The organism is Methylophilus sp. DMC16 (assembly GCF_056314045.1).
The window spans coordinates 265459-289562 of sequence record NZ_JBQUZC010000003.1 but is presented as its reverse complement, the minus strand read 5'-3'; the positions used below and the strand labels follow the sequence as shown (position 1 = coordinate 289562).

Annotated in this window: 26 protein-coding genes; 8 read left to right on the top strand and 18 right to left on the bottom strand. The window is 50.8% G+C overall.

The features are described from left to right. Positions 1-70: 70 nt before the first annotated feature. The 14 genes from ACT53D_RS12870 to ACT53D_RS12805 form a co-directional block, all read right to left on the bottom strand. Positions 71-2164 (bottom strand): TonB-dependent siderophore receptor, encoded by a 2094-nt coding sequence (locus ACT53D_RS12870; protein WP_476156551.1) that lies wholly within the window; start codon positions 2162-2164, stop codon positions 71-73. Between the two features lie 58 nt (positions 2165-2222). Next, entirely contained in the window at positions 2223-3056 is an 834-nt protein-coding gene (locus ACT53D_RS12865; RefSeq protein ID WP_476156550.1) for an ATP-binding cassette domain-containing protein, read from the bottom strand. Beyond that, positions 3053-4126, bottom strand: coding sequence for a FecCD family ABC transporter permease (locus tag ACT53D_RS12860; RefSeq protein ID WP_476156549.1), 1074 nt, complete (start codon positions 4124-4126; stop codon positions 3053-3055). The genes ACT53D_RS12865 and ACT53D_RS12860 overlap by 4 nt, the downstream gene beginning before the upstream one ends. Next, positions 4123-5067 (bottom strand): heme/hemin ABC transporter substrate-binding protein, encoded by a 945-nt coding sequence (locus ACT53D_RS12855; protein ID WP_476156547.1) that lies wholly within the window; start codon positions 5065-5067, stop codon positions 4123-4125. Before ACT53D_RS12855 ends, ACT53D_RS12860 begins: the two co-directional genes overlap by 4 nt. Beyond that, positions 5054-5602 carry a HugZ family pyridoxamine 5'-phosphate oxidase gene (locus tag ACT53D_RS12850; RefSeq protein ID WP_194749245.1) on the bottom strand — a complete coding sequence of 183 codons (549 nt, stop codon included), beginning with the start codon at positions 5600-5602 and terminating at the stop codon, positions 5054-5056. Before ACT53D_RS12850 ends, ACT53D_RS12855 begins: the two co-directional genes overlap by 14 nt. Before the next feature lie 139 nt (positions 5603-5741). Further along, positions 5742-6257, bottom strand: a complete 516-nt coding sequence (gene azu, locus ACT53D_RS12845) for an azurin (RefSeq protein ID WP_379073471.1) — start codon at positions 6255-6257, stop codon at positions 5742-5744. Between the two features lie 109 nt (positions 6258-6366). Continuing rightward, positions 6367-6606, bottom strand: a complete 240-nt coding sequence (locus ACT53D_RS12840) for a hypothetical protein (protein WP_476156545.1) — start codon at positions 6604-6606, stop codon at positions 6367-6369. Positions 6607-6709: 103 nt separating this feature from the next. Beyond that, positions 6710-7846, bottom strand: a complete 1137-nt coding sequence (locus ACT53D_RS12835; protein ID WP_476156543.1) for a PepSY-associated TM helix domain-containing protein — start codon at positions 7844-7846, stop codon at positions 6710-6712. Between the two features lie 29 nt (positions 7847-7875). Beyond that, positions 7876-8295, bottom strand: coding sequence for an ExbD/TolR family protein (locus ACT53D_RS12830; RefSeq protein WP_379073468.1), 420 nt, complete (start codon positions 8293-8295; stop codon positions 7876-7878). Next, positions 8292-9035, bottom strand: a complete 744-nt coding sequence (locus ACT53D_RS12825) for a MotA/TolQ/ExbB proton channel family protein (protein WP_194749241.1) — start codon at positions 9033-9035, stop codon at positions 8292-8294. The genes ACT53D_RS12830 and ACT53D_RS12825 overlap by 4 nt, the downstream gene beginning before the upstream one ends. 27 nt (positions 9036-9062) lie before the next feature. Continuing rightward, positions 9063-9929 (bottom strand): energy transducer TonB, encoded by an 867-nt coding sequence (locus ACT53D_RS12820; protein WP_194749240.1) that lies wholly within the window; start codon positions 9927-9929, stop codon positions 9063-9065. A 103-nt stretch (positions 9930-10032) separates the two neighbouring features. Then, a complete protein-coding gene (gene hemP, locus ACT53D_RS12815; RefSeq protein WP_194749239.1) occupies positions 10033-10251 on the bottom strand; it encodes a hemin uptake protein HemP in 219 nt (72 codons plus the stop codon). 183 nt (positions 10252-10434) lie between these two features. Next, positions 10435-11052: a 30S ribosomal protein S4 gene (gene rpsD / locus ACT53D_RS12810; RefSeq protein ID WP_275356595.1), complete on the bottom strand. Its 618-nt coding sequence runs from the start codon at positions 11050-11052 to the stop codon at positions 10435-10437. 85 nt (positions 11053-11137) lie between these two features. Continuing rightward, the gene (locus ACT53D_RS12805; RefSeq protein ID WP_194749237.1) at positions 11138-11446 is read right to left on the bottom strand and encodes a hypothetical protein; all 309 of its coding nucleotides are present in this window, start codon (positions 11444-11446) and stop codon (positions 11138-11140) included. 198 nt (positions 11447-11644) lie between these two features. On the opposite strand from ACT53D_RS12805, the gene ilvB reads away from it, so the two are divergent. The 4 genes from ilvB (at position 11645) to asd (ending at position 15992) form a co-directional block, all read left to right on the top strand. Beyond that, positions 11645-13408, top strand: a complete 1764-nt coding sequence (gene ilvB / locus ACT53D_RS12800; protein WP_476156541.1) for a biosynthetic-type acetolactate synthase large subunit — start codon at positions 11645-11647, stop codon at positions 13406-13408. Continuing rightward, positions 13408-13899 carry an acetolactate synthase small subunit gene (ilvN, locus tag ACT53D_RS12795; protein ID WP_018987330.1) on the top strand — a complete coding sequence of 164 codons (492 nt, stop codon included), beginning with the start codon at positions 13408-13410 and terminating at the stop codon, positions 13897-13899. The genes ilvB and ilvN overlap by 1 nt, the downstream gene beginning before the upstream one ends. A gap of 52 nt (positions 13900-13951) precedes the next feature. Beyond that, positions 13952-14968 carry a ketol-acid reductoisomerase gene (gene ilvC / locus ACT53D_RS12790; RefSeq protein WP_194749235.1) on the top strand — a complete coding sequence of 339 codons (1017 nt, stop codon included), beginning with the start codon at positions 13952-13954 and terminating at the stop codon, positions 14966-14968. Between the two features lie 175 nt (positions 14969-15143). Beyond that, positions 15144-15992, top strand: a complete 849-nt coding sequence (gene asd / locus ACT53D_RS12785; RefSeq protein WP_476156539.1) for an archaetidylserine decarboxylase — start codon at positions 15144-15146, stop codon at positions 15990-15992. 47 nt (positions 15993-16039) lie between these two features. On the opposite strand, the gene pepN is transcribed toward asd, so the two are convergent. Then, on the bottom strand, positions 16040-18646 hold the full coding sequence (pepN, locus tag ACT53D_RS12780; protein ID WP_476156538.1) for an aminopeptidase N: 2607 nt from the start codon (positions 18644-18646) through the stop codon (positions 16040-16042). A 207-nt stretch (positions 18647-18853) separates the two neighbouring features. Here pepN and ACT53D_RS12775 point away from each other — a divergent pair, with 207 nt between their 5' ends. From ACT53D_RS12775 to ACT53D_RS12765, 3 genes are all read left to right on the top strand, one after another. Continuing rightward, the gene (locus ACT53D_RS12775; RefSeq protein WP_275356592.1) at positions 18854-19339 is read left to right on the top strand and encodes a DUF6036 family nucleotidyltransferase; all 486 of its coding nucleotides are present in this window, start codon (positions 18854-18856) and stop codon (positions 19337-19339) included. 216 nt (positions 19340-19555) lie between these two features. After that, positions 19556-19726, top strand: a complete 171-nt coding sequence (locus ACT53D_RS12770) for a hypothetical protein (RefSeq protein WP_476156536.1) — start codon at positions 19556-19558, stop codon at positions 19724-19726. Positions 19727-19788: 62 nt separating this feature from the next. Further along, entirely contained in the window at positions 19789-21327 is a 1539-nt protein-coding gene (locus ACT53D_RS12765) for a hypothetical protein (protein ID WP_476156534.1), read from the top strand. Between the two features lie 222 nt (positions 21328-21549). On the opposite strand, the gene ACT53D_RS12760 is transcribed toward ACT53D_RS12765, so the two are convergent. Then, positions 21550-21738, bottom strand: coding sequence for a hypothetical protein (locus tag ACT53D_RS12760; protein WP_476156532.1), 189 nt, complete (start codon positions 21736-21738; stop codon positions 21550-21552). A 159-nt stretch (positions 21739-21897) separates the two neighbouring features. On the opposite strand from ACT53D_RS12760, the gene ACT53D_RS12755 reads away from it, so the two are divergent. Further along, a complete protein-coding gene (locus ACT53D_RS12755) occupies positions 21898-22581 on the top strand; it encodes a hypothetical protein (RefSeq protein ID WP_476156531.1) in 684 nt (227 codons plus the stop codon). A gap of 74 nt (positions 22582-22655) precedes the next feature. On the opposite strand, the gene ACT53D_RS12750 is transcribed toward ACT53D_RS12755, so the two are convergent. Together ACT53D_RS12750 and ACT53D_RS12745 are read right to left on the bottom strand one after the other, a co-directional pair. After that, a complete protein-coding gene (locus tag ACT53D_RS12750) occupies positions 22656-23531 on the bottom strand; it encodes a PA4780 family RIO1-like protein kinase (RefSeq protein WP_476156529.1) in 876 nt (291 codons plus the stop codon). 170 nt (positions 23532-23701) lie between these two features. Next, positions 23702-24037: a zinc ribbon domain-containing protein YjdM gene (locus ACT53D_RS12745; protein ID WP_194749227.1), complete on the bottom strand. Its 336-nt coding sequence runs from the start codon at positions 24035-24037 to the stop codon at positions 23702-23704. Positions 24038-24104: the final 67 nt, after the last annotated feature.

Sequence of the window (24104 nt, the reverse complement as noted above, 5' to 3'; positions counted from 1 at the left end):
GTTTGATAACCTCAAAAAGTTAAAAACCAAGCACGTAAGCGGTGCTTGGTTGTATATATAAAAGTTGGTGTTAAAAGGTATAGTTTGCAGAGAGGACAGCATTCTGGCGTTCGCCATATCCACAATCTTGACCATTGCCGCGACACCAGGAAATAAACTCCTTATCAGCGATATTTCTAATCGTGGCGCGCAAGTCCCATTTCCCATAGTTAAATCCAACCATGGCATCGAACAAGGTAACTGATGGCACTGTGGGCAAACCACCAAAACCGACGTTGTCACCTAAATAACGCACCCCCACCCCAGCGCGCCAATTTGAGTTGATTTTGTATTGTGCCCAGGCTGAACCCAATTTTTCTGCGACATATGGCAACCTAATTTTGGTCGTGTCGTTAAACGCATTCATGCGACTGTAGTTGCCAAGCAGCTCCGAATCACCCATTCGATGCTTGGCCTCGACCTCCCAACCTCTGGTTAATGCACCGGTTTGTTGCAAACCACCCGGGGTGTTCCCTTGAATAACTCTATTGAGTTGCTCAATCTCAAACCAAGCAAACGCTGCTGATGTGTTGCCATCTGGAGAGTAATATTTCATCCCAGCTTCGCGTTGTTCTCCTTCAGTAGGTTTTAGCACACCATTATTCCCATCAGTACCCAAATTCGGCACAAATGCTTCAGAGTAGTTAACATAAGGTGAGACTCCACTCTCGAACCGATACATCAGACCCAAGCGTCCCGTGGTTACTGAATTACGCGCATCAACATCTGGCGTAGCACCAACCTTGAGCAAGGTATTTGTCGCATGATCTCGACGCAGAGCTCCAGAAACAACCCAGGGGCCCCATTCCATATGTTCGGTCAAGTAAAAGCCCGTCTGCACGATTTTGTTATTGTCCCGTTCAGCGCCGACTAATGCACCATAATCGACATTGCCATATACCGGGTTATAAACATTGATGCCAAATGCAGAGGTTGTAGAGGTGTAATTACGCTCTGTCCATAATGCATCTTGGTAATCCATTCCTAAAGACACCAAATGCTTGGTCGGTCCTAACGCAAAATTGCCCTGCAAGCGTGTATCGCTTGAAAATACATTGGTACTGCGGTCAGCAGCGTGAATGGTACGCTGTATATTGCCTGTGCTATCAGGGTTAGCTCCAACTCGAGTCCAGTGTTCCCGTGTGATCGTATCTGAGTTAACTTTTCTCAAATTTGCCACAAGTTTAATTTGGTCAGTAATCGCCTGATCTACGAACAATGACACTTCGTCTTTTTTGGTGTCGTAGCGATCCCAGCCAGGCTCCCCGACAAAGGTCCGGCTGGATATTCGACCTAATGGTCCTGGAAGGATCGTTCCTCGAGAAGGCAAAAACTGTGCTGAAACCGTACTATCAGTTTCCTGATGCACATACTGCATAGTGATACTGGTTTTATCACTTGGCTGCCAAGTCACCGAGGGCATAAACACTACGGCATCATCTTTCACATAATCAACCTGCGTACCACTGTCTCGCTTTAAAGCCACCAGTCGATAAAGCCATTCGCCATCCTCACTCAGAGGACCTGTAAAGTCGATACCCAGTTGCTTACGGTCATACATACCATATTGCAGATTCACTTCACGTGCGGCTACTTTTTTGGGGCGTTTGGAAACGCTATTCACAATCCCACCCAAATCTGACTGCCCGAACACAGATGAAGAAGGCCCCTTCAAGACTTCTATGCGTTCAAGCATATAGATATCCGTTCTGGTGTTATTGTAGGAGCCATACAAATTACGCAAACCATCTTGGAACATAGATGGGGTTAAGCCGCGAACTGAGGCAGAGTCTATTCTGGTATCAAATCCAAAGTTACCAGCATAGACGCCAGCACTGTAAGTCAGAGCATCCTGAATATTCAAAGCCCCCATTTCTCGTGCCTGCTCGACATCCACAACAGTGACGGACTGAGGCATATCTTGCACTGAAACGGGGCTTTTACCCACTGAAGTCGCACGGTCTTGCGTAATGAATTTATCTCTTTTACTACTTTTTTTCGCGCTCACAGACACCTCAGATAAGGTATCGGTTTCAACTTTGGGCGCTACTTCCTCACTGGAAGCTATTGCTGGGAGAGCAATCACAAATACAAGCGGGATTGCAGGGATACGAAACGAGTACATACAAAAACTCCAGTAAACAATCGCTGGCTACAGGAGATAAAGGACTCGTTGGCTTGCATTAATACATTGAATGATAACAATTATCATTCATAAAATCAACAGAAGTGACTAGGGCCGCCTCGGGAGCAACCAGCATTTGCCCTTGCTCAGTGACCGCACTGACCAAATGGACATCGTACAAAGCAGCCAACGTCGACAGGGCAATTTGCCTGCGCGGATAATCGCCCATAAGACGCCCGTCTTTAATCAGCACGAGCCGGTCGAATCCCTGCAAGGCCTGATTGAGATCATGCAAGATGGCGATAATCGTATGGCCGCGCTGACGGGCAAATTGATCCATAGCCGCCATCAGCTGCCATTGCAAGCCAGGGTCAAGCGCCGCCATCGGCTCATCCACCAGCAACAGTCCTTGCTCGATATCCCACAATTGCGCAAAGACCCTGGCAAGGTGGACGCGCGCCTTTTCGCCACCGGACAGGGTATCGAACCGGCGCGGCAGCAAGTGCCGGGCACACGCCAGTTCTGCCGCCTGACGCACTATCCCATTTAAATCAGGATCGACCATTCTGGCGACCCGGCCAAGACCAATCACCAGTTCAACGGGCAACCCAAAGGCGACCTCATGCGACTGTGGCAAGATGGCGCGTTGGCGGCTTAAGTCGACCAGTGACCACGTTGTCAAACAGCGCTCACGCAGCGTGATTTGGCCGCTGCTGGGCAAATACTCGCGCGCGAGCAACTTGAGCAAGGTAGATTTACCAGCGCCACTGGGTCCGAGCACCGCAATCCGTTCACCTGGCTGCACAGTCATCGAGAACGGACCAAAAACATGGCCTCCCAATTTGAGCGTCACGGCTTGTAGCTCGAGCAAATGTGCAGCGCGATAGCTCATAGATGACCGCCTTTTCTGAGGCTCCCGAGCAATAGCAAGAAGAACGGCGCACCCAGCAATGCCGTAAAAATCCCAACTGGAATTTCTGCGGGAATCGCCAGCGTACGGGCCGCGGTATCAGCCAATAGCAACAGGATGGCGCCAACCAGCATGGCAAGGGGAGATAGACGACGCTGGTCAGGCCCCACCAGCAAGCGCACCATATGTGGGGCGACCAAGCCAATAAAACCAATCATGCCGCACCAGGCCACCGCGAAGCCGCTTAACAAGGCGACCAGCACAATCACACGACGGCGTAATTGGCGCACGTGTATGCCCACATGCGCGGCGGCAGCCTCACCCAATGCCAGTGCATTCATGGCATTCACCAACCGCTGCATATAAACCAAGGCGACGATTAATAAAACCGATAACAAAACCACCAACTGCCAACTGGCGCTTGCCAAGGACCCCAAAGTCCAAAATGTCAGGCTACGCAATTGTTCATCGGTCGCCAGATAGGTGCATAAGCCGATGACGGCGGTGGCCAGCGCATTGAGCGCGATCCCGGTCAACAGCAACCCGGCAATCGAATCTGCAGTCAGCCAGCGCGCCACGCCATCCAGCAAAAAGCAGACGCTTACCGCGCCGACAAAAGCCGTCAGTGGTAACAGCCAATAGCGTAAAGTGATGGGAATCTCTATTCCCGAGCCAGCCAGCAGCACAATCGTTAACGCCGCCGCGCAGGCGGCACCACTACTCACCCCCAGCAACCCCGGGTCGGCCAGCGGGTTACGAAACAGGCCTTGCGTGAGCGCGCCCGACAATCCCAAGGCAGCCCCAACCAGTGCCGCAAACAGAATGCGCGGCAATCGCAGATTCCACAGCACATAAGCACCGCCTGTGAGCGGATGAGAGGGGTCATTCAACCAGCCGATGCGCCAGTCAGCCAACGTCACGGGGACGGCCCCCGCCCAGGCCGACAATGCGAGCAGGATCAGCAAGACAAGACCCAAACCCCAGGAAGGATATGTTGCAAAACGGGTGGTTAGGCGCTCGCAGAAGACCGGCCAGGCGGTTGCGCTGATCATAGGGTCATGGCCTTGCCGAGCAATTGATCAAGTGCGGCGACGGCCTGCGGCAATCGTGGCCCGAACCCTAGCATGAACATGGCTTCCAGCGCCACAATCCGGCGATGCTCCCCGGCAGGCGTCTGCGCCAGGCCAGGCAGCCACAGTGCGCCTTCGACTCCACCCACCACCGCCAGCCCTTGCTCTGTGAACAAAACGACCTCTGGCTGCGCCGCAATCACGGCCTCGGGCGTCAAGGGCTTAAAGCCCTGGAAGCCCTGCACCGCATTGCGTGCGCCCACATAATGCAACATGGCCTCGGCACTGCTCCCCTGCCCTCCCACCATGACCTGGCCGGGGGCGTGTGACAACACAAACAGCACACGTGGGCCCTGCCCTTTACGTGCCAGAATCGGCGCACGCACACGCTGCCAGTCGGCTTTGAGTTTGTCTACGCATTGCGTCGCCGCTGGCGTACGATCAAGTAAATGCCCAAGCTGTTGCATACGATCTACCACGCCTTCAAAGCGGTCATGCGCCGCCAGAATACTTAGCGGCACACCTGCCGCCTGAACTTGCCTTAGCACGGCTGGGGGCCCGGCATCTTCAGTGGCGACTACCAGGGTCGGCGCCAATGCCAGAATCCCTTCGCTGGACAAGGTGCGTGCATAGCCAACACTGGGTAACCTGGTGGCCGCCGCCGGAAAAAGCGAAGTGGTATCTACACCGACCAAGGTCTGGCTGGCACCGAGTGCATAAATCATTTCTGTCAAAGCACCGCCGATACTGACGATGCGCTGGCTCGCGGGCTCGGTGTCTGCGGCCCACACCAAAGACTGGGGCAATAGGGCTGTGATTCCCAATGCACCCGCTTGCTGTAAAAATTGCCGTCTGGCCGCCACTGAAGCATTCATGGCATGAATACGTGTTTTCTGCTTATCCATGCCATCAAACCAACGCATCCAGATCCGCCTGACTGGCGCTATCTGGCGCACGATGGCCTTGTTCGTTACGGTGCGCCACCTCAGATAAATCCTGGCCGGTCAGGCGATAGGCTTTGGCAAAGCCAGCCACATAGCTGCCCTCTAACGGTGTTAAGGCATACAGGTGAAAGTCCGTCAGTTTGGCGATCACTTCCATAAATTTGCCAAATTTGGCATGAAACTGATCCATCACCAATACAAACGTAGCTTCATCCCTAGGCACTTCTTGCGCCTGGCATTGCAGCACCAGACGCTTTCTGGCAAATGGATGGCTGGCTGCCTGCTCGCTTTCGATAAACATCACCGAGCAACGACCGTGATGTTGCAAATTGGCGCAATGGGCGGCCAACTCACTCACATAAATATAAAACCGCTGCTCGTGCTCGACAAAAGTGGCATAGCTGGCTTCAGGCCATCCCTGGTCACTGGTGGTCGCTAACTGCAGGGATTGAAACTGCCGGTGGAACGCATTGGCTTCAGTGCCAACGGCCTGTAATTTTTGTGTGTCTTGCATCGTGTTCTCCTCAAACGCACTCATCATGTTTTAGCCGCGGTAACGCTTTGCTTTTACTGCCAGTAAGAAACAAAGTGACCGCCCGCAACTGGGCCCTGTGCCCATTTGAACCTGCCGGTGCAGGCAGGTTCTGCAAGGACTAGATCAGCTTGAGCGTGCCTTTCATCATCGAGGCATGGCCGGGGAATGAGCAAAAGAAGACATAACTGGCTGATGCATCCAGCTGCTTGGGTGTAAGGCTGGTCTCTGCACTCTCACCACCGCCAATCACCTGGGTGGCGGCGAGCACGCGACTGTCCTGCGGTTTGACAAAAGACTTGGCGATGCCTGCCTTCATGCCATCTTGCAATACGCCCTGTTCATCAGCCTGTTTGCTGATTACCAGGTTATGGCCCATGATGTTTTTAGCCATGGTGCCGGTATGCTTCAAGCGAATGGCAAAAGAGGCACAGGCTTTGGGCACAGCAATTTCCTTGACGTTATAGCTCATGGCATCCGTGGCTTCTACCGTGACTTCACAATGGTCTGCGGCCTGCGCATTGGCTTGTAGTAATAAAGTGCTGGCAACCACGGCGAGCGGCGCGGCTTTTAACAATAAGCGCGCTGAAAAAGAAGGCTGGCTCGCGGAAAGGCGGGGGTTAAAAGTGAGTTTCATCTATGCTCCAATCATCCAATTTAAAAACTGGCTGGCTACTGGAGTGACGACTCGGTGGCTGGCTAAACTAAAGACGGCCCGGCAGCTTGCGGGGCAATCAAAAAAAGACTTACTTGCGGGCGCGCCCAGGCTGGCCGGGCAAAAAACGGGCAGGCAAGCGCGGCTTGCAAAGATAGTAATAAAGGCTGATCACAATCGGCAGCGCCACCGCTGCATCCGACAGCAATTCGCGGGCATCATCTACCAGCAAGGCAGTCACCAGGCCCAGAACAGTGATGAGGCCAATGACCAGCGGCCATAAAAAGATTTGTGACAGTGATTTACTTTGCATAAACAGATGTGTGACCATGATTCATGTTCGCCTATTGAGACATCGCCGTTGAAACCCCAGAGGTTTAAATTCACAAACAGTGTCGATATTCACAAAAAACGCTATTCATAAAACCGGATGCTCAACTCGCCTCACTGAGTATGATGCGCGTTTGAATATCCGGTACATATTGGTGGCGTTTTTTCCACCAGAGTTTGAGCCCGGTCCACAACACCACAATACTTAATATATCCAGCACCGCCCAAATCCACTTCAAGGTCATGCCGCCATAATCGCCAAAATGCAGCGGCTGCGACACCAGCAAGCCCACCAGATACCAGGGCAACGGGCGACTATCGGTCAGCTGTGCGGTCTGTGCATCGATCAGCACGGGCTTGAACAGGCGCTTGGTCAGCGGGCTATCGCCACGCATGAAAATGCCATAATGATGCTGGCTGGTATAAGGCGTGCCGGGAAAAGCGATAAAGCCTAATTCCATCTCGGGTTCGGCACGCTGCGCCACTTGCAAAGACTGCTGCAGTGAGGCAAACGCTGTCGGTGGAGGCAGGTTTTTATAGGGCGCGACCATTTGCGCCATTTGGTCAAATTGCCAGTATTTAATCAGCAAATCCGACCAGGTATTGATCACGCCGGTCGCCCCCACCACCAGCAACCAGCAGAGCGTGACGATGCCCAGAAAGTTATGGATATCAAGGCGCTTGAGCTTGTCGCCACGCTGGTGACGGATCTCGCCAAACGGCAGTTTGCGCATGAAAGGCGCATACAGCACCACGCCGGAAATAAGGGCAATCAACAGCAAAAAGCCCATCAAACCCAGGAACAACATGCCAGGCAAGCCCGCGAACAGATCAACATGCAGCTTGAACATCACATATAAAAAGCCTTCGTCATCCTTGGGCTCACCCAGCACCTGTGCCGTACGCGCATCGAGTACCACGTTGTGGGTATTCGTGATGTCAGTCGGCGTCGCACCCAAGCGGACCACCCACTGCAATGGCTCGTCGTCTTCGCGGTACATATATTGCGGCACCAGCTTGGGGTAACGGGCTTTGGCCGCCACCATCAGGCTATCCATGCTGGCATTGGGCCCGGCATGGCTGATCACGGGTGTTTCAATCTGGTCACCCAGCAGATGATGCAGCTCATGCATAAAAATCAGGGGCAGGCCGGTCAGGCATAACAGCAACATGAATGCTGTACAGACCAGACTGCTCCATTTATGGATCCATGCCCAGCGGCGGATGGTTTGCTGTTTCATATGCGATGGTTAACTCAGATGAATTTGAATCAAGGTTGCGGCTGGCTGACAAAGCCAATTTTTTTCATGCCCGCTGTTTGCGCCTTGGCCAACACTTCGGCCAGCACCTGATAGCGGGTGTTTTTATCGGCACGAATCTGCAACTCGGACTGTTGCTGCCTGCCTGCTTCTTCCTGCAGCTTGGCAGCCAACTCTGGCGCCTGGATTTCGCTATCGTTCCAGAACAGCTTACCGTCTGCATCTACCGCCAGATCAATGACTTCCGGCTTTTCCTCCAGCGGCTGCGAGGTGGCTTGTGGCAAATCAATCTTGACCGCATGTGTCAGCAAGGGCGCAGTAATGATAAAAATCACCAGCAAGACCAGCATCACATCGACCAGCGGCGTGGTGTTGATTTCACTCATGGGCTGGGTGTGCTCACCCGCGCTAAAAGGATTTTGCCCCATCATAGGTTGCCACCTTTGCTTGCGACTTTAGCGTGCAGCTCAGTCACATTGGCAGGTTTCTGACCTTGCTTGATCATCAATGGCGCACCCGTAGTCAGCAAGGTATGCAAGTCTTGCGCAAAATTCTCGAGCTCGGCCATGACACTGCGATTCGCCTTGATAAAGGCGTTATAGGCCAACACCGCCGGGATCGCCACCGCCAGACCAATCGCCGTCATAATCAAGGCTTCACCAACCGGGCCGGCCACCTTGTCGATGGTCGCCACGCCGGATTGGCCAATCGCGGTCAGCGCGTGGTAAATCCCCCACACCGTCCCAAACAAACCAACAAATGGAGCCACGCTGCCCACAGAAGCAAGGACAGACAACCCGCTCTCCATGCCTGCCTGCTCTTGCGACAAGGTACGGCGCAACTGGCGTGCAACAAACTCATCCTGGCTGCAAGCCGCGCCCAGGGACTGGCTGGCATGTTGCTGATGGTGCTGGGTAGATTCCACGGCAGTCAGCGCCAGGCGGAACGCTGGTGATTGCATCTGCGTATCCTGCAGGGCCTCTTGCAAAGTTGCTTTGCGCCAGAACTGCTTTACATAAGCCGTGACTTCGCGCTTGTGCTTGAAGACTTGCCAAGCCTTGACCACAATAAAATACCAGCTCATGACCGACATGGTCAGCAGCACCAGCGCCACGATGACCGAGACAACCCCACCCTCGGTAATAAATGCCAAACCACTAGTTGATTGCATCAAACGTTCCTTTCAATAAAAACTGATTTAATTTTGTGTGAGTGAGAAAGACAATGGCACATTGACGAAAGCGCTGAGCGCCTTGCCGCCTTTGCGGGCTGGCTCAAACCGCCATTGCTTGACGGCATTGAGTGCCGCCTTGTCCAGCCGCTCATAGCCACTGCTTTTAAAAATCTCTACCGACTCCGGGTGACCTTCTGCCGACACCAGCACCCTGAGCAACACGCGCCCCTCTTCACCGGCGCGCTGTGACAACCGCGGGTATTCCGGCGCCGGGTTGTTCAGGTAAGCCACGCCAAACTTTGGCGGCTCCTCTTTTTCTTCCACCTCGTGCTTGGGTGGCGCAGCAGGCGCAGGTGCGGGCTTGCTTGGGGCAGCCGCTTGCGGTGCTTCCAGCGGCGGCGCGGCGGGCTGGGTGCTGGCTTCAAACTTGGGCTGATCTGGCGTGGTTTCCGTGATCCGTTCCACCACTGGTGCCGGGCGCTCTATGGGCTTGACTGGCGTTTCCTTTGGTTTGATCACCGGTTTCACCACCGGCTGCTGCTTGATGATGGGCACCACCTCTGGCGCAGGCGCCTCCTCTTTTTTTGCAGGCAAGGTAATCAACGATACCGTGATCGGCTCTGGCTTGGGCAACTCAATGAGTTCCTCTTCAAACAGCAGAAAACTGGCGATCACCAGCGCATGCAGCGCGACCACCAGCAGCATGCCCACTGCGTGCCAACCCTGGCGGCGGTCACGCATGAGCAACTGCTCAGTCGCCAGTACTGACCAGCGGAACACCCCCGCCAGCTCGCCCAACTGCCGCTTATGCAAACTCAACTCAGGCAGGCTGGTAGCCGACATCCGGGTGGGCTTCAACGACAACCCACGCAAAGACTCACGTTGCGCCATTAGCGTCCATCTCCTACAAAAAGACTGTTTATTAAAGTGCTGAAGGCAACCTGCTGGTTGCCTGCTTCACATTGATATTTCACCACACCCAACGCGCTCTTAATCATGAAGAGACGCCATGCCCTATATTGTCCTGACACTTGGTCAGCAGCAATTTATTTTGCCTGGTCCGGGTGAGTCGGTACTCATCACGACCATGCATAATGGCTACCACGCCGCGCTTCCCCAGCAATTCATTGGCATCCACCACAGGCACGCCGGTCTGAGTCGCGTTGGCGGCATTTTGCCCTTGATTCAACTCAGGCTGCAAGCGATTCGTCATCTACAATCCAGTCCAAAAAAAAGCCGACTTACATGCTTGCGCACTGCGGCATCAGATTTCAAGGAACACCCTTACCAGGGGTAATTTGGCGCATTAAAAACACGCCTATTTGAGCAGTGACATGTTGGGGTTAGGAGCACCACTCAAATTCATTGGCCTGCAGGCTTGCACCTGCACGCGAAATTAAACGCGGTTAGCGTAGTATTCAACCACTTGCTGCACTTCAATCGGGAACGGCACATCCTCAATGGATGGCAAGTGACCAATTTTTGCCGAGGCGGTCGTCGTATCCACAGATAACCACTCGGGGATGGTCAGACTGGGCGTCGCCATCGACTCGGCCACCATCGGAATTTTGCGACTTTTCTCTTTGAGCGTGACCACATCACCCACTTTCAAACGCACGGAAGCAATATTGACAGACTTGCCGTTTAACAACACATGCCCATGATTGACCAACTGGCGCGCAGCAATGCCCGTCGGCGCAAAACCAGCCCTGAACACCACGTTATCCAGACGGCGCTCAAGCAAAGACATCAATTTGTCACCGGTAGGCTCCGAACCTTTACGCGCTTCCAGCATCAGCTTGCGCATTTGCTTCTCGCTCACACCATAGTTAAAGCGGATCTTCTGCTTCTCCACCAACTTCACGGCAAAATCCGAGCGACGACGACGCGAAGCCTGCTGACCATGCTGGCCAGGCGGATTGGGTCTATCTTCAATCGACTTGCGTGACAACCCTGGCAACTCCACGCCCAGGGCGCGCATAATCTTGAGTCGAGGTCCGGTGGTTCTTGCCATTTCAATACTGCCTTTCTTAATCTTTTGTTTTTTTGTATGCGATGTACACTACTTAATGCAACGAGTGCCTGCGCCCTTGCGCCTATCACTGCATGGTGGCCGACGGCGTCACAAATTCAGACACCGCCTGCTGCATGGCAAAGGTTTGATGCGCTTGCAACAACTCCTGCCATTCACGCAACAATTGCCTGGCCGCCGAGGTAATCAAACCACTCTCTGCATACTCAGGCGCATTCAAGGTCTGGGCCAGACTGCAACCCAACAAGGCCAAATCCTCCGAAGGATTCATGGCATAGCGCGTTGCCACACAACTCAGCGAAACCAGCACCGCACTTGCGGTCGGCAGGTCAGGATCGAACAACTGACTGGGTGATGCGCCTTGTAAACTTTGCATGGCGTGTATGCCTCTCGTTAACCGTTATGCAAATGATAATGTTTCTCATTTATAAAGTCAACTATTGATTGCAGGGATTGCAATATTGAACCCGGCATCACTGAAAGTCGGCTACGGTCAGCGCGAAATCTTGACCAAATTAGTAAAGCAAGTTAATGTATAGGGTTCAACATTTATTAGCCGAAAAATCAAGGTTTTATGGACGCCTCAGCCCACTCTGCGACAGACACCCACGCCAAATCCATGACAGGTGCGGACATTGTTGTCTCCTGCCTGAATGAAGAAAAAGTCAAATTCGTCTTTGGCTATCCAGGTGGTGCGGTCTTGCATATCTATGATGCTTTATATAAACAGAATGGCTTCAAGCACATTCTGGTGCGTCACGAGCAAGCGGCTGTGCATGCGGCAGATGCTTATTCACGTGCAACGGGTGATGTCGGTGTTGCCTTGGTCACCAGCGGTCCAGGTGCGACCAATGCGGTAACCGGCATTGCCACTGCCTATATGGATTCGATTCCACTGGTGGTGATCAGTGGTCAGGTCCAGGTGCCAGCGATTGGCATGGACGCCTTCCAGGAAGTCGACATGGTGGGGGTGACCCGCCCGTGCGTGAAGCACAACTTCCTGGTCAAGCACGTTAAAGACATTGCGCCGACCATCAAGAAAGCATTCTTCATCGCCAAAACCGGCCGTCCCGGTCCAGTGGTCGTCGATATTCCTAAAGATATCACGGCGCACGTGGCTGACTTTATCTACCCGAAAACGGTAGAGATGCGTTCTTACAACCCGATTTTGAAAGGCCATAGCGGCCAGATCAAAAAAGCGGTCAAGCTGCTGCTGGGTGCAAAACGTCCGATGATTTACACCGGCGGCGGCCTGGTATTGGGTAATGGTGCGGCTGAGCTGGTAAAACTGGCTAAGGCGTTGAATTTCCCGGTCACCAACACCCTGATGGGGTTGGGCGGCTACCCTGCCACTGACAAACAGTTTGTCGGCATGCTGGGCATGCACGGGTCTTATGAGGCCAATATGGCCATGCAGCACTGTGACGTGTTACTGGCGGTTGGCGCGCGTTTTGACGACCGCGTGATTGGCAATCCCAAGCACTTTAGCAGCCACAAACGCACCATCATTCATATTGATGTCGACCCGTCCAGCATCTCCAAACGCGTCAAGGTTGACGTGCCGATTGTTGGCGACGTGCAATCCGTGCTGTCTGACATGAACGAGATTCTGGCGCAAGAAGAAAACCAGAGCACAGACACCGCCGACTGGTGGTCACAAATCAATGAATGGCGCGGCATCCAGTCGATGGATTACGCCTATTCAGACACCGTGATCAAGCCACAGTACGTGATCCAGAAATTATGGGAGGTCACCAAAGGCGAAGCCTATGTGACTTCTGACGTGGGCCAGCACCAGATGTGGGCGGCGCAATACTACAAGTTCGACAAGCCACGTCGCTGGATCAACTCCGGCGGCTTGGGCACCATGGGCGTGGGCTTGCCATACGCCATGGGCTGTCAGTTTGCCGACAAGCACGCGCAAGTCGCCTGTGTGACCGGCGAAGGCAGTATCCAGATGAACATCCAGGAACTGTCGACCTGTGCGCAATATGGCCTGCCGATCAAGGTGATCCTGCTGAATAACCGTTACCTGGGCATGGTGCGCCAATGGCAAGAGTTCTTCTATGAGAACCGCTACTCAGAGTCTTATATGGACAGCCTGCCTGACTTCGTCAAGCTGGCTGAGTCTTATGGCCACATTGGCATGCGCATCACCAACCCGGCAGATGTAGAAGGCGCCCTCAAAGAAGCGTTTGATAGAAAAGATAAATTTGTGTTTATGGACTTTTTAACCGACCAAACAGAAAACGTCTTCCCGATGGTTGAAAACGGTAAGGGCCTGTCAGAAATGGTATTGAGCCCCCGCACCGCCAGCCGCCTGAAAGGGGAAGAATAATGCGTCACATTATTTCACTGCTGATGGAAAACGAAGCAGGCGCCCTGTCACGCGTGGCCGGCCTGTTTTCTGCCCGCGGTTACAACATTGAATCACTCACGGTGGCGGTCACCGAAGACCCTACCCTGTCTCGCATGACGATTGTGACCACAGGCTCCGATGATGTGATTGAACAAATTATCAAGCAACTCAACAAGTTGATTGACGTGGTCAAAGTGCTGGATCTCAACGATGGCAAGCACATTGAGCGCGAACTGATGCTGGTCAAGGTCAAAGCCACCGGCGTCCATAAAGACGAAATGAAGCGCATGTGCGACATTTTCCGCGGCCGTATTATCGATGTGGCCGACAATAGCTACACCATTGAGCTTACCGGCTCTTGCAGCAAACTGGATGCATTTATTGAAGCCATAGACCGCAGCGCGATTCTTGAAACCGTGCGTACGGGTGCTTCCGGCATTGGTCGTGGCGACCGCATCCTCAAGGTTTAACCGGAATTATTTTTTACAGACAAAGCATTTGTATTGAAAGGCAAAAGCAGAGATGAACGTTTATTACGACAAGGACGCCGACTTAAGCATTATCAAAGGCAAAAAAGTGACGATTGTGGGCTACGGCTCTCAAGGTCATGCACACGCAGCCAACCTGCGCGACAGCGGCGTGAATGTCACCATTGGTTTGCGTAAAGGCGGCGGCTCCTGGGCCAAAGCCGAAGGCGCTGGTCACACCACTTTAGAGATCGCAGCAGCGGTTAAAGACGCTGACGTGGTCATGGTATTGCTGCCAGACGAAACCATGGCAGAAATTTTCAATGCCGAAATCGCGCCTAACCTGAAAAAAGGTGCAGCACTGGCATTCGCACACGGCTTCAACATTCACTACAACCAGATCGTGCCTCGCGCAGACCTGGACGTGATCATGATCGCCCCTAAAGGCCCAGGCCACACTGTGCGTTCCGAATACCTCAAAGGTGGCGGCGTACCTTCATTGATCGCGGTTTACCAAAACACCTCAGGCAAAGCCAAAGAAATCGCCTTGTCTTACGCCGCAGCTAACGGCGGCACCAAAGGTGGCGTGATTGAAACTGACTTCCGTGAAGAAACAGAAACTGACTTGTTCGGCGAACAGGCAGTGCTGTGTGGTGGCGCGGTTGAACTGGTGAAAGCCGGTTTCGAAACGCTGGTTGAAGCTGGCTATGCGCCAGAAATGGCCTACTTCGAGTGCTTGCACGAGTTGAAACTGATCGTTGACCTGATGTACGAAGGCGGCATCGCCAACATGAACTACTCCATCTCCAACAACGCGGAGTATGGTGAGTACGTGACAGGCCCACAAGTGATCAACAGCCAGTCCAAAGAGGCTATGCGTCAATGCCTGAAAAACATCCAGAATGGTAACTACGCTAAACAGTTCATCCTGGAAGGCCGTACTAACTACCCAGAAATGACGGCTCGCCGTCGTTTGAACGCTGCTCACCCAATTGAGCAAGTGGGTAACAAACTGCGCGCCATGATGCCTTGGATTGCGAAAAACAAACTGGTTGATCAGTCTAAGAACTAATTCTAGACCTTGAATCAGTACCTAAGGTTGGGTTGATGACAAATTAATCCGGCCATAGGTAAAAAGCACAGGCCGATGTATATCGCCTGTGCTTTTTTATTTGTAAAATCATGAATAAAGACATGATAAAAACAAGTGCTTGCAACACACTCGAACTGAGAGATAAGGGATAGAAGTGAAACTCGCCATTCTGCTGCAATACATTGCCCCCAAACAACTCCTCACCGCCGCCGCCGGCAAACTGGCGCACTGGCAGGCGGGTGGCCTGACCACGGCGTTTATCGGCTGGTTTGTGCGCAAATACCATGTGAATATGGAAGAAGCACTCAACGGCGATATCAGCAGCTACAAAACGTTTAACCTGTTCTTCACGCGCCCACTCAAACCGGATGCCCGGCCCTTGGCAAATAATGCCTTTGTATGCCCGGTGGATGGCGCCATCAGCCAGTTTGGCAAAGTTGAAAACGGCCAGATTTTTCAGGCTAAAGGCCATCATTACACAGCGCAGACATTGGTCGGTGGCGACGCTGCTTTAGCTGCAAACTTTGACAGTGGTCGTTTTGCCTGCCTGTATCTAAGCCCCAAAGATTATCACCGCATCCATATGCCATGCGATGGCAAGCTGCTGAGCATGACCTATGTGCCTGGCGATTTATTCTCAGTAAATCCCCTGACTGCCGCCCATGTGCCAGGCCTGTTTGCGCGTAACGAGCGCGTGGTCTGCACCTTTGAATCCGCCCAGCATGGCAAGTTTGTGCTGGTTTTGGTCGGTGCGACGATTGTCGGCAGCATGGCTACCGTTTGGCACGATGCCAAAGACCACATTATCAACCCGCCACGTCCGGGCAAAGTCATCCATTGGGATTACAGCAACCAACACATCATCTTGAAACAAGGCGAAGAAATGGGTCGTTTTCTGTTGGGTTCTACCGTGGTGATGTTATTTGAAAAAGACGTACTGGAGTTTAATGCCAGCTGGCACCCAGGCAAACCGATACGCCTGGGCGAGGCCATGGGGAAATAGTGCGAACAGACCATTAAAAAAAGCGGAGTTTAAGCTCCGCTTTTTTATTAGCCATCCAAGCTCTTACTCACCACTTCAAACACATCACCCGACAAATTAGGCGTATCCAGCACCACTTGTAGCGCCGCTTTCATCTGCGCCTGCAAGGCAGGTGTGTAGCGCTTCCACTCACGCAACGGCGTCACAAGGCGCGCGGCAATTTGCGGGTTGATGCTATTGAGCTCAATAATCGCATCACGCAAAAAGGCATACCCTTTGCCGCTAGGATCATGGAACTTGACCGGATTGTTAATGGCAAACGCGCTATACAGCGAACGCACGCGGTTAGGATTTTTGATGTTGAAATCGGGGTGCGCGCGCAATAAGGCGAGGTCATCAAAAATTTGCTCGCGGTTGGCAATCGCTTGCAATGAGAACCACTTGTCAACCACCAGCGGATACTTTTCAAAGCGGGTATAAAAGTCTGCAAACACCTCGGCCCGTTGCGGCTGTGTACTGTCAGACAGGCACGACAATGCAGTCACCCGATCCGTCATATTATCTGCTGCGTCGTAATGCGCTTTGGCGCGTGCAGCACAACCAGTGCCATTGGTGGTGGTCAGAATCTCTAACACGGCGGCCTGTAAAGTACGGCGGCCCATGGCTTGCGGGGTAATGGTGAACTCGCCCGGATTGGCGTTGGCCTCATACAGCGCGGCCAAAGCGTCTTTATGCGCACGCTTGATCTGAGTGAGGATGCTGCTACGCGCCGCATCAATGGCTGCCGGGTCTATCACCGGCTGATATTGGCCAATCACACCTATCATGGGCAAACTCAAGGCGCGCGCCAGCAAGGCTTTGTCACCCTGCCCGCTCAAGCCTTGCGCAATCAAGGTGCCGACATCGGCAATAAACTGGCTGATATCCGCCTGCGGATCTGCCATCACGCGCTGTATGGTGCGCAGCGCCAGCGTCTGCCCGGCCTCCCATTTGTTAAAGCCATCGGTGTCATGCACCTGCAACAGGCGCAAATCATCGTCACTTAAATCGGTCTCCAGTTTGACCGGGGCAGAGAACCCTCGCAGCATCGAAGGCACCGGTTTGGCGGCGATGCCATCGAAAGTGAATGATTGCTCACGTGCCGTCATTTCCAGCACTTGCGTAGGCACAATCTCGCTGCCATCCGCGGCCAGCAAACCGACCGCAATCGGGATATGCAAAGGCTGCTTGTCGGTCTGCCCCGGCGTCTCCGGCTGCGATTGTTTAAAGCTTAGCGTATAACGCTGCTGGGCCGCATCGTAATGGCTGCTGACGACCAAGGTAGGCGTGCCTGCCTGTTTATACCACCTGAAAAACTGCGTCATGTCACGGCCAGAAGCGTCAGCCATGCACTGCACAAAATCATCACAGGTCACCGCCTGGCCGTCAAAGCGGTCAAAATACAAATCGGTGGCCTTACGGAAAGTCTGCGGCCCGAGCAACGTATGCTGCATGCGAATCAGCTCAGCGCCTTTGTCGTAGATGGTTTTGGTGTAAAAGTTGCTAATCTCGATAAACTGATCCGGCTGCACCGAGTGCGCCAGCGGGCTGCCATCTTCAGGAAACTGCAAACGACGCAGACCGTTCACATCGTCAATCCGCTGCACGGCACGCGAGTTCAAGTCTGCACTAAACTCCTGGTCGCGGAACACAGTAAACCCTTCTTTCAAGGACAATTGAAACCAGTCGCGGCAAGTCACGCGGTTACCCGTCCAGTTGTGGAAGTATTCGTGACCAATCACGCCTTCCACGCTCATAAAATCGCTATCGGTCGCGGTCTCTTGATGTGCCAGCACCAACGCGGTGTTAAACACATTGAGCGAGGTGTTTTCCATCGCGCCCATATTAAAGTCGCTCACCGCCACAATATTAAACAGGTCGAGCTGATACTCGCGGCCATACACCTCTTCGTCCCACTTCATGGATTTTTTCAGTGACTCCATGGCATGACTGCACTGCCCTTCGTCGCCCGCACGCACGTAAATATGCAAATCTACGGTGCGGCCCGTCATAGTGGTAAACGTATCCGCCACCCGCACCAAGTCGCCCGCCACCAGCGCAAACAAATAACAAGGCTTGGGGAATGGGTCATGCCAGACACGGTAATGCCTGCCATCCGGCAAGCCGCCCTCTTCCTGCAAATTACCATTCGACAACATCACCGGATACGCCTTGGCATCCGCCTCAATACGCACCGTAAACACACTCAACACATCCGGCCTGTCCTGATAATACGTAATGCGTCTAAAGCCTTCTGCCTCACACTGTGTGCAATAAGTGCCTTGTGATTGATACAACCCCTCCAGCGCCGTATTGGCCTCGGGGTTAATCTCGCTCACGATGGTGAGCGTGAATTCATCCCCCGGACTCGCAATCGTCATCTGCCCATCGGCCACCGTGTAATCGCTCAATGGCACACCATTTTTTACCACTGAAACAATCGTCTGCTCTTCACCATCCAGCACCAAGTCGCTAGATACCCCCACCGGGTTTTTCACATACTTCACTTCAGATGTGACGATGGTTTTGCCAGGCAATAGGTTAAAACTCAAATTCACCTGCTTCGCCAGATAAGGCGCGGGCGTGTAGTCTTTGAGGTAGATAGTTTTTGGTGCAACAGCGTTTTCGGTTCGCATGGGTTTACCTGAGTTTTTAGAGTTAAGTAATGATTATATTTGAGAGTAGGCTTCTTTGAATTGGTTTAATCCGATTGGCTACGGTTTTCCATGAAATCTTAACTCCATTGATTGAGGCTTTTGATTAACAATGCCAAGTCAAGACTTGATGAACCGTGCGAAATTAAACTAATTCTATTTTTAAGCCACCTGCTTTAAACTGCAGTTATGTTTTATTTAGACCTGTTTGCAGCGCTGCAAAAATTTGATGTCGATTACCTGTTGATCGGTGGCTTGGCTGTTTCTTTGCATGGCGTTGAGCGAGCAACCATGGATGTGGATATCACAGTCGCCATGCAGCCAGAAAACCTTGAAGGCATGTTGCAATGTGCAAAAGCGTTGCAGTTGACGCCCGTTGCGCCTGTGCCGCTGGAAAGCCTGACCAATCTTGCGTTATTGCGTCAATGGCACACTGAAAAAAACATGCTGGCATTTGCATTACGCACACCAGACCTGGCTGGGGTCACGATTGATATTCTGCTGTTTCCACCTTTGGATTTTAACCAGATGCATACACGCGCTGTGCAATTTAACTTGGGGGATGTCTCGGTAGAAGTGGCTTGCGTAGATGACTTAATTGCGATGAAACGTGCTGCTGGTCGCCCGATAGACCTGAGTGATATTGAGCATTTAGAGAAAATAAAATCACTATGAACACGCCCTTTAATCCAGCCGACCGAACTTATCATGTGAGTGAAGAACGCTTACGGGCCTTTATGGCGTTAACTCCATTGCAGCGTTTGCAATGGGTCGAGCAGGTCGCTTATTTTTTGCGCTTGGCTAAGTCCTCAAAAGAAAATCAGTAGCAGCTATTCATTGACAGCTAAGGCTGGCTCACTTGCTATCCATGCGTAGACTGGACGAGTCATTATGACTCCAATTGTTAGAAAGAATATTGGCGTTTTGCAAGACCTGACCCCATTAGCGTGTGAAGACCCATTTGATCGCCTGCTGGTTGCTCAAGCCTTACATGAGCCGATGCACTTAATCACCTATGACAGCCAGTTGGTGGGCTATGGCGATATGGTTATGAAGGTTTAAGCATCGAAGGATTCTTACTTTTTGCTTGTGCTATTTTGCAAGACCTGCCACCGGCGACTATTATGAATAACTTGATACCTAAGGATTTATATCAAAAGTACAAACCACTGAGAAATCTATTTAGCCAATTTCCAGTGGAATCTTCACTGCAACATATATGGTTATTATCGCAACATTTACTGAATGACCACCCTCTACCCAACCACCCATCGTTTATACACTTAAAATCGCAATTTAAGACTTTGAGAGGCTTAGTCTACCCATGGGAGTTGGTTACTATTCTCAGAGAAATCATTATTAACTCATCAAACAAAGGTAATAAAACTTTATTTAATTACACTCACCTAGGCTCTGCAATAAATGGAGTCCGCGATTACAAAAACCTTATTGCTTCAAGAAAAATAAATATAGATAACGTTTTAAAAGGCCTTCATAGAACAGCTCACCACCAATTCCCTTGGCAAAGAATTAACAATCTTGAACTACTTATCCGCTATAAAAAGATTTTAGGCAGCTCTACAGTAAATAAACTAGTTAATGATCAAACAGGCCTAAATCTTAATCAACTTATGTTTGTTGGCTTTGCTGCAAGAGGCCACTTACTTCACAACCCAGGATTCAACTTAGAACAAAGCTATGAAGAATTTGGAATTAATCAAGAACAGTCTAGAACTTTCCTCAACAAATTAACTATTGATTTATCAATATTGAAAGAATCTTATATTGCCAATCAATCACACAATGAGCTTTGGGAATACACATGGAATCCTTTAGAAGAAAAACCATTAATTAGCATTTCGAGGAACAATCCACATTTTACTTATTGCCCCGTACCAGAACTATTTATGAAAAGAATTACGTCAGGTTTGTTTTATGACTTTGTTGGAGCAAAAAATTTTGGTAACTCTTATGGCGAATCATTCGAAATATATGTGGGCGAAGTCCTAAGTAAAATTTTCAACCAGCATCCATTCACTTACTTCAAACCTGAACCCATAATGCAAAATAAAAATATTAAGCATAGAGTCGATTGGATTATCCAAGACTCCTCAGCATCAATACTTATAGAGTGCAAAACTAAAAGATTAAGATTTGATTCAAAAATAGACTTTGATGGTAATAATCTACGAGAAGATATTCAGTTATTAGCCAAATACGTAGTTCAAACATACAAAAACTTAAAAATTGAACAGTTGCTTAATCAGGGCCGATACCTTATTCCAATTTTAGTAATGTTAGATGATTGGTATTTACTAAGTCCTGCGGTAAAACATCTTTTAGATATAGAAGTTAAAGCGGCTTTTAAACTATCTGCGTTGAACGAGGCCCTCCTGACTCGTAACCCAATCATAATAATGTCGATATCCGAGCTTGAATCAATAGGACAAGTAATTAAACAAGTTGGAATTAAAAGCTTTTTTGAGAAGAAAACACTACCTGAGTATAAAGATTGGGACCTAACCGGATTCTGCAATCAACATTACAAAGAAGAAATGCGGAATGTCATGAAGACTTTATTTAATGACGAACTGGACTTAATTTTTTCAGAATTGACGTTAGGAAGAAGCGCGTCAATTACTAAACGTAATATACCGCTTTAAAATAAACCTCATTTAAATTAAGCTCTCGTCACAAACTCCCAAATAGCAAGCTGAGTCAGGTCAAGAAATAAACAAACCTTTGGGGTCAGGTCTTGCAAAACAACATTTCCAGCATGGCGACCTGCACGCCACACGTTGCAACCCTGATTCAGCTTGCGTAGGGAGGTACCTATTAAATGATCCTACGCTATCTAAAATTTGTTCAATTAATTGTGAGCGCCTTTAAAATCGTTTAGGCTTAGGCAGCGCTGCTTTGGCTTCTGCCAAGCGCATTTGCTTTTTGGCTTCATCCTCCCGCACGGCGTCTATCACGCGTACCACACTTTTTAAGTCTACCGGTTTGTCGTCTTGTTTGAATTTGCCGGTCAACACTGTGATGGTGTTAGGCTTTATAAAAGCAATAAAAAACAATGGTGTTTTTTTGCTAGACCTTAACCCCGATGACTCCAATTGATGTTTACCCCCTAAACGAGGGGTCGACAAGTTTTTGCAACAGAATACTATTGGGTGGTGTTGGTATAAAACGACGGCATCGTTGCATTAATAATATTAATTTCGAGGAGTATCTAAATGCACACTAAAAGCTTGCTTGCATTATTGTTTGCGATGGTCTTTGTGAACACGGCAAACGCTACAGTCAATCTGATTAAAAATGGAGATGCTGAAACAGGTTTAGGGGGCAACTCGGAAGTGGTGGTGGTACCAAACTGGCAGGATTTAACTGGTAACTTTACCGTCATTAAATATGATATTGGTGGCGGCTATTTGGCATCTGGTGATCCAGGGCCTATGGATCGTGGTTCAAATTACTTTGGGGGTGGTACTAGTAACAATTACTCTTCTGCCTATCAAGTAACCGACATTCTTGATAATGCGGGTAATGCTGGATTTTATGCTTCTGGCTATTTTGGTGGGTTCGCAGGTCAAACGGATTACTCCCAACTCACCATTCAATTCTTGGATGTGAATGCATCTGTCATTTCTTTTGTCACCTTTGGTTCAACAACGCCTAGTGAGCGCGGTGGCGTTACTGGACTGCTATTTAAAGAGATCTCAGGCTTAACGCCAGTGGGTACAACTCAGATTGCATTTAAACTTGAAATGCAACGCGAGCAGGGTTCTGCTAATGATGGCTATGCAGATAATTTATTCTTCTCGATAACGCCCGTTCCTGAGGCAAATACAGTCTCGATGCTTGTAGTAGGTTTAGGCTTGCTGGGATGGATGACCAAACGTAAGAAACAGGATATTTAGGGTTAGACTAAAAAGAACTGTCATTGCATGCGCCCGCAGATGGCAGGCCACTCTACCGCTTGCTATTTACCGTTTTAAAATCGTTTAGGCTTAGGCAGCGCGGCTTTGGCTTCTGCCAGCCGCATTTGCTTTTTGGCTTCATCCTCACGCACGGCGTCTATCACACGCACCACGCTTTTTAAATCTACCGGTTTATTGTCTTGTTTGAATTGTCCAGTCAGCACCGTTTCGGGCGTGAGTGCGCCTTTTGCGTAGAGCGCCCAGATTTCTTTGCCATAGTGTGTGTTGATGAGCTCGGGCGCAAATTGGCCGAAAAAATCAGCCAAATTACCGACGTCGCGCTCTAGCATGCTCATGGCGTGGTTGTTGCCTGCGGCATCGACGGCTTGGGGTAAGTCGATGATGATGGGGCCATCGCTACTCAGCAGGATATTAAACTCTGAAAGGTCGCCGTGGACGATGCCAGCGCATAGCATGCGCACGACTTCTTTGAGCAGCGACTGGTGATGCTGGCGGGCTTCTTCAGCGGTGAATACCACGTCGTTGAGCCGTGGCGCGGCATTGCCTTCGGCGTCGGTGACTAAATCCATGATCAACACCCCTTCGTAAAACTGATAGGGGGTGGGCACGCTCACACCTGCCGCAGCTAACCGATACAGCGCATCGACCTCTGCACTTTGCCAGGCTTCTTCTTGTGCCTGTTTGCCGTATTTTGAGCCTTTGGCCATGGCCCGTGCCTGACGGCTGCTTTTAACTTTGCGGCCTTCGGTGTAATCGACACTCTGGCGAAAACTGCGTTTGTTGGCTTCTTTATACACCTTGGCACAGCGTGTTTCTTCACCGCAGCGCACCACGTACACCGTGGCTTCTTTGCCACTCATTAACTGGCGTATCACCGCATCTACCACACCATCTTCAAGCAGCGGCTCTAATCTTTTTGGGGTTTTCATCTTACGGGCTAATAATAATTTTGGTCAGACTACCATTAAACCGTAGGATAGAGGCGTGATTGCAGTGTGCGTGACGTGTTTATCTGCCAATTACCATAAAAAACACCGCCCTGTGGGAGGCGGTGTTTATCGGTCAAGCTGTTTTAAATGACAGAACAAGAGTCATTCGGCTAAGCCTTTTTCACAAACTCCGACTTCAGCTTCATCGCGCCAAAGCCATCAATTTTGCAGTCGATATCGTGGTCGCCGTCGACCAAGCGGATGTTTTTCACTTTGGTGCCGACCTTAACGACGGATGAAGAACCTTTGACTTTCAGGTCTTTGATCACGGTGATGGTATCGCCATCTTGCAGCACGTTGCCGTTGGCATCGCGCACGACTTTGAGTTCTTCTGATTCGGCAGTGGCCACTTTGCTCCACTCATGCGCGCACTCTGGGCAGACGTAGTTATCACCGTCTTCGTAGGTGTATTCGGATTGGCATTTTGGGCAGGCTGGTAATGACATAAAAAACTTTCTGGCTAAAACTGTAAAACCATAAATTTTACAGGGTTATTATTGATATGTCTTAGTT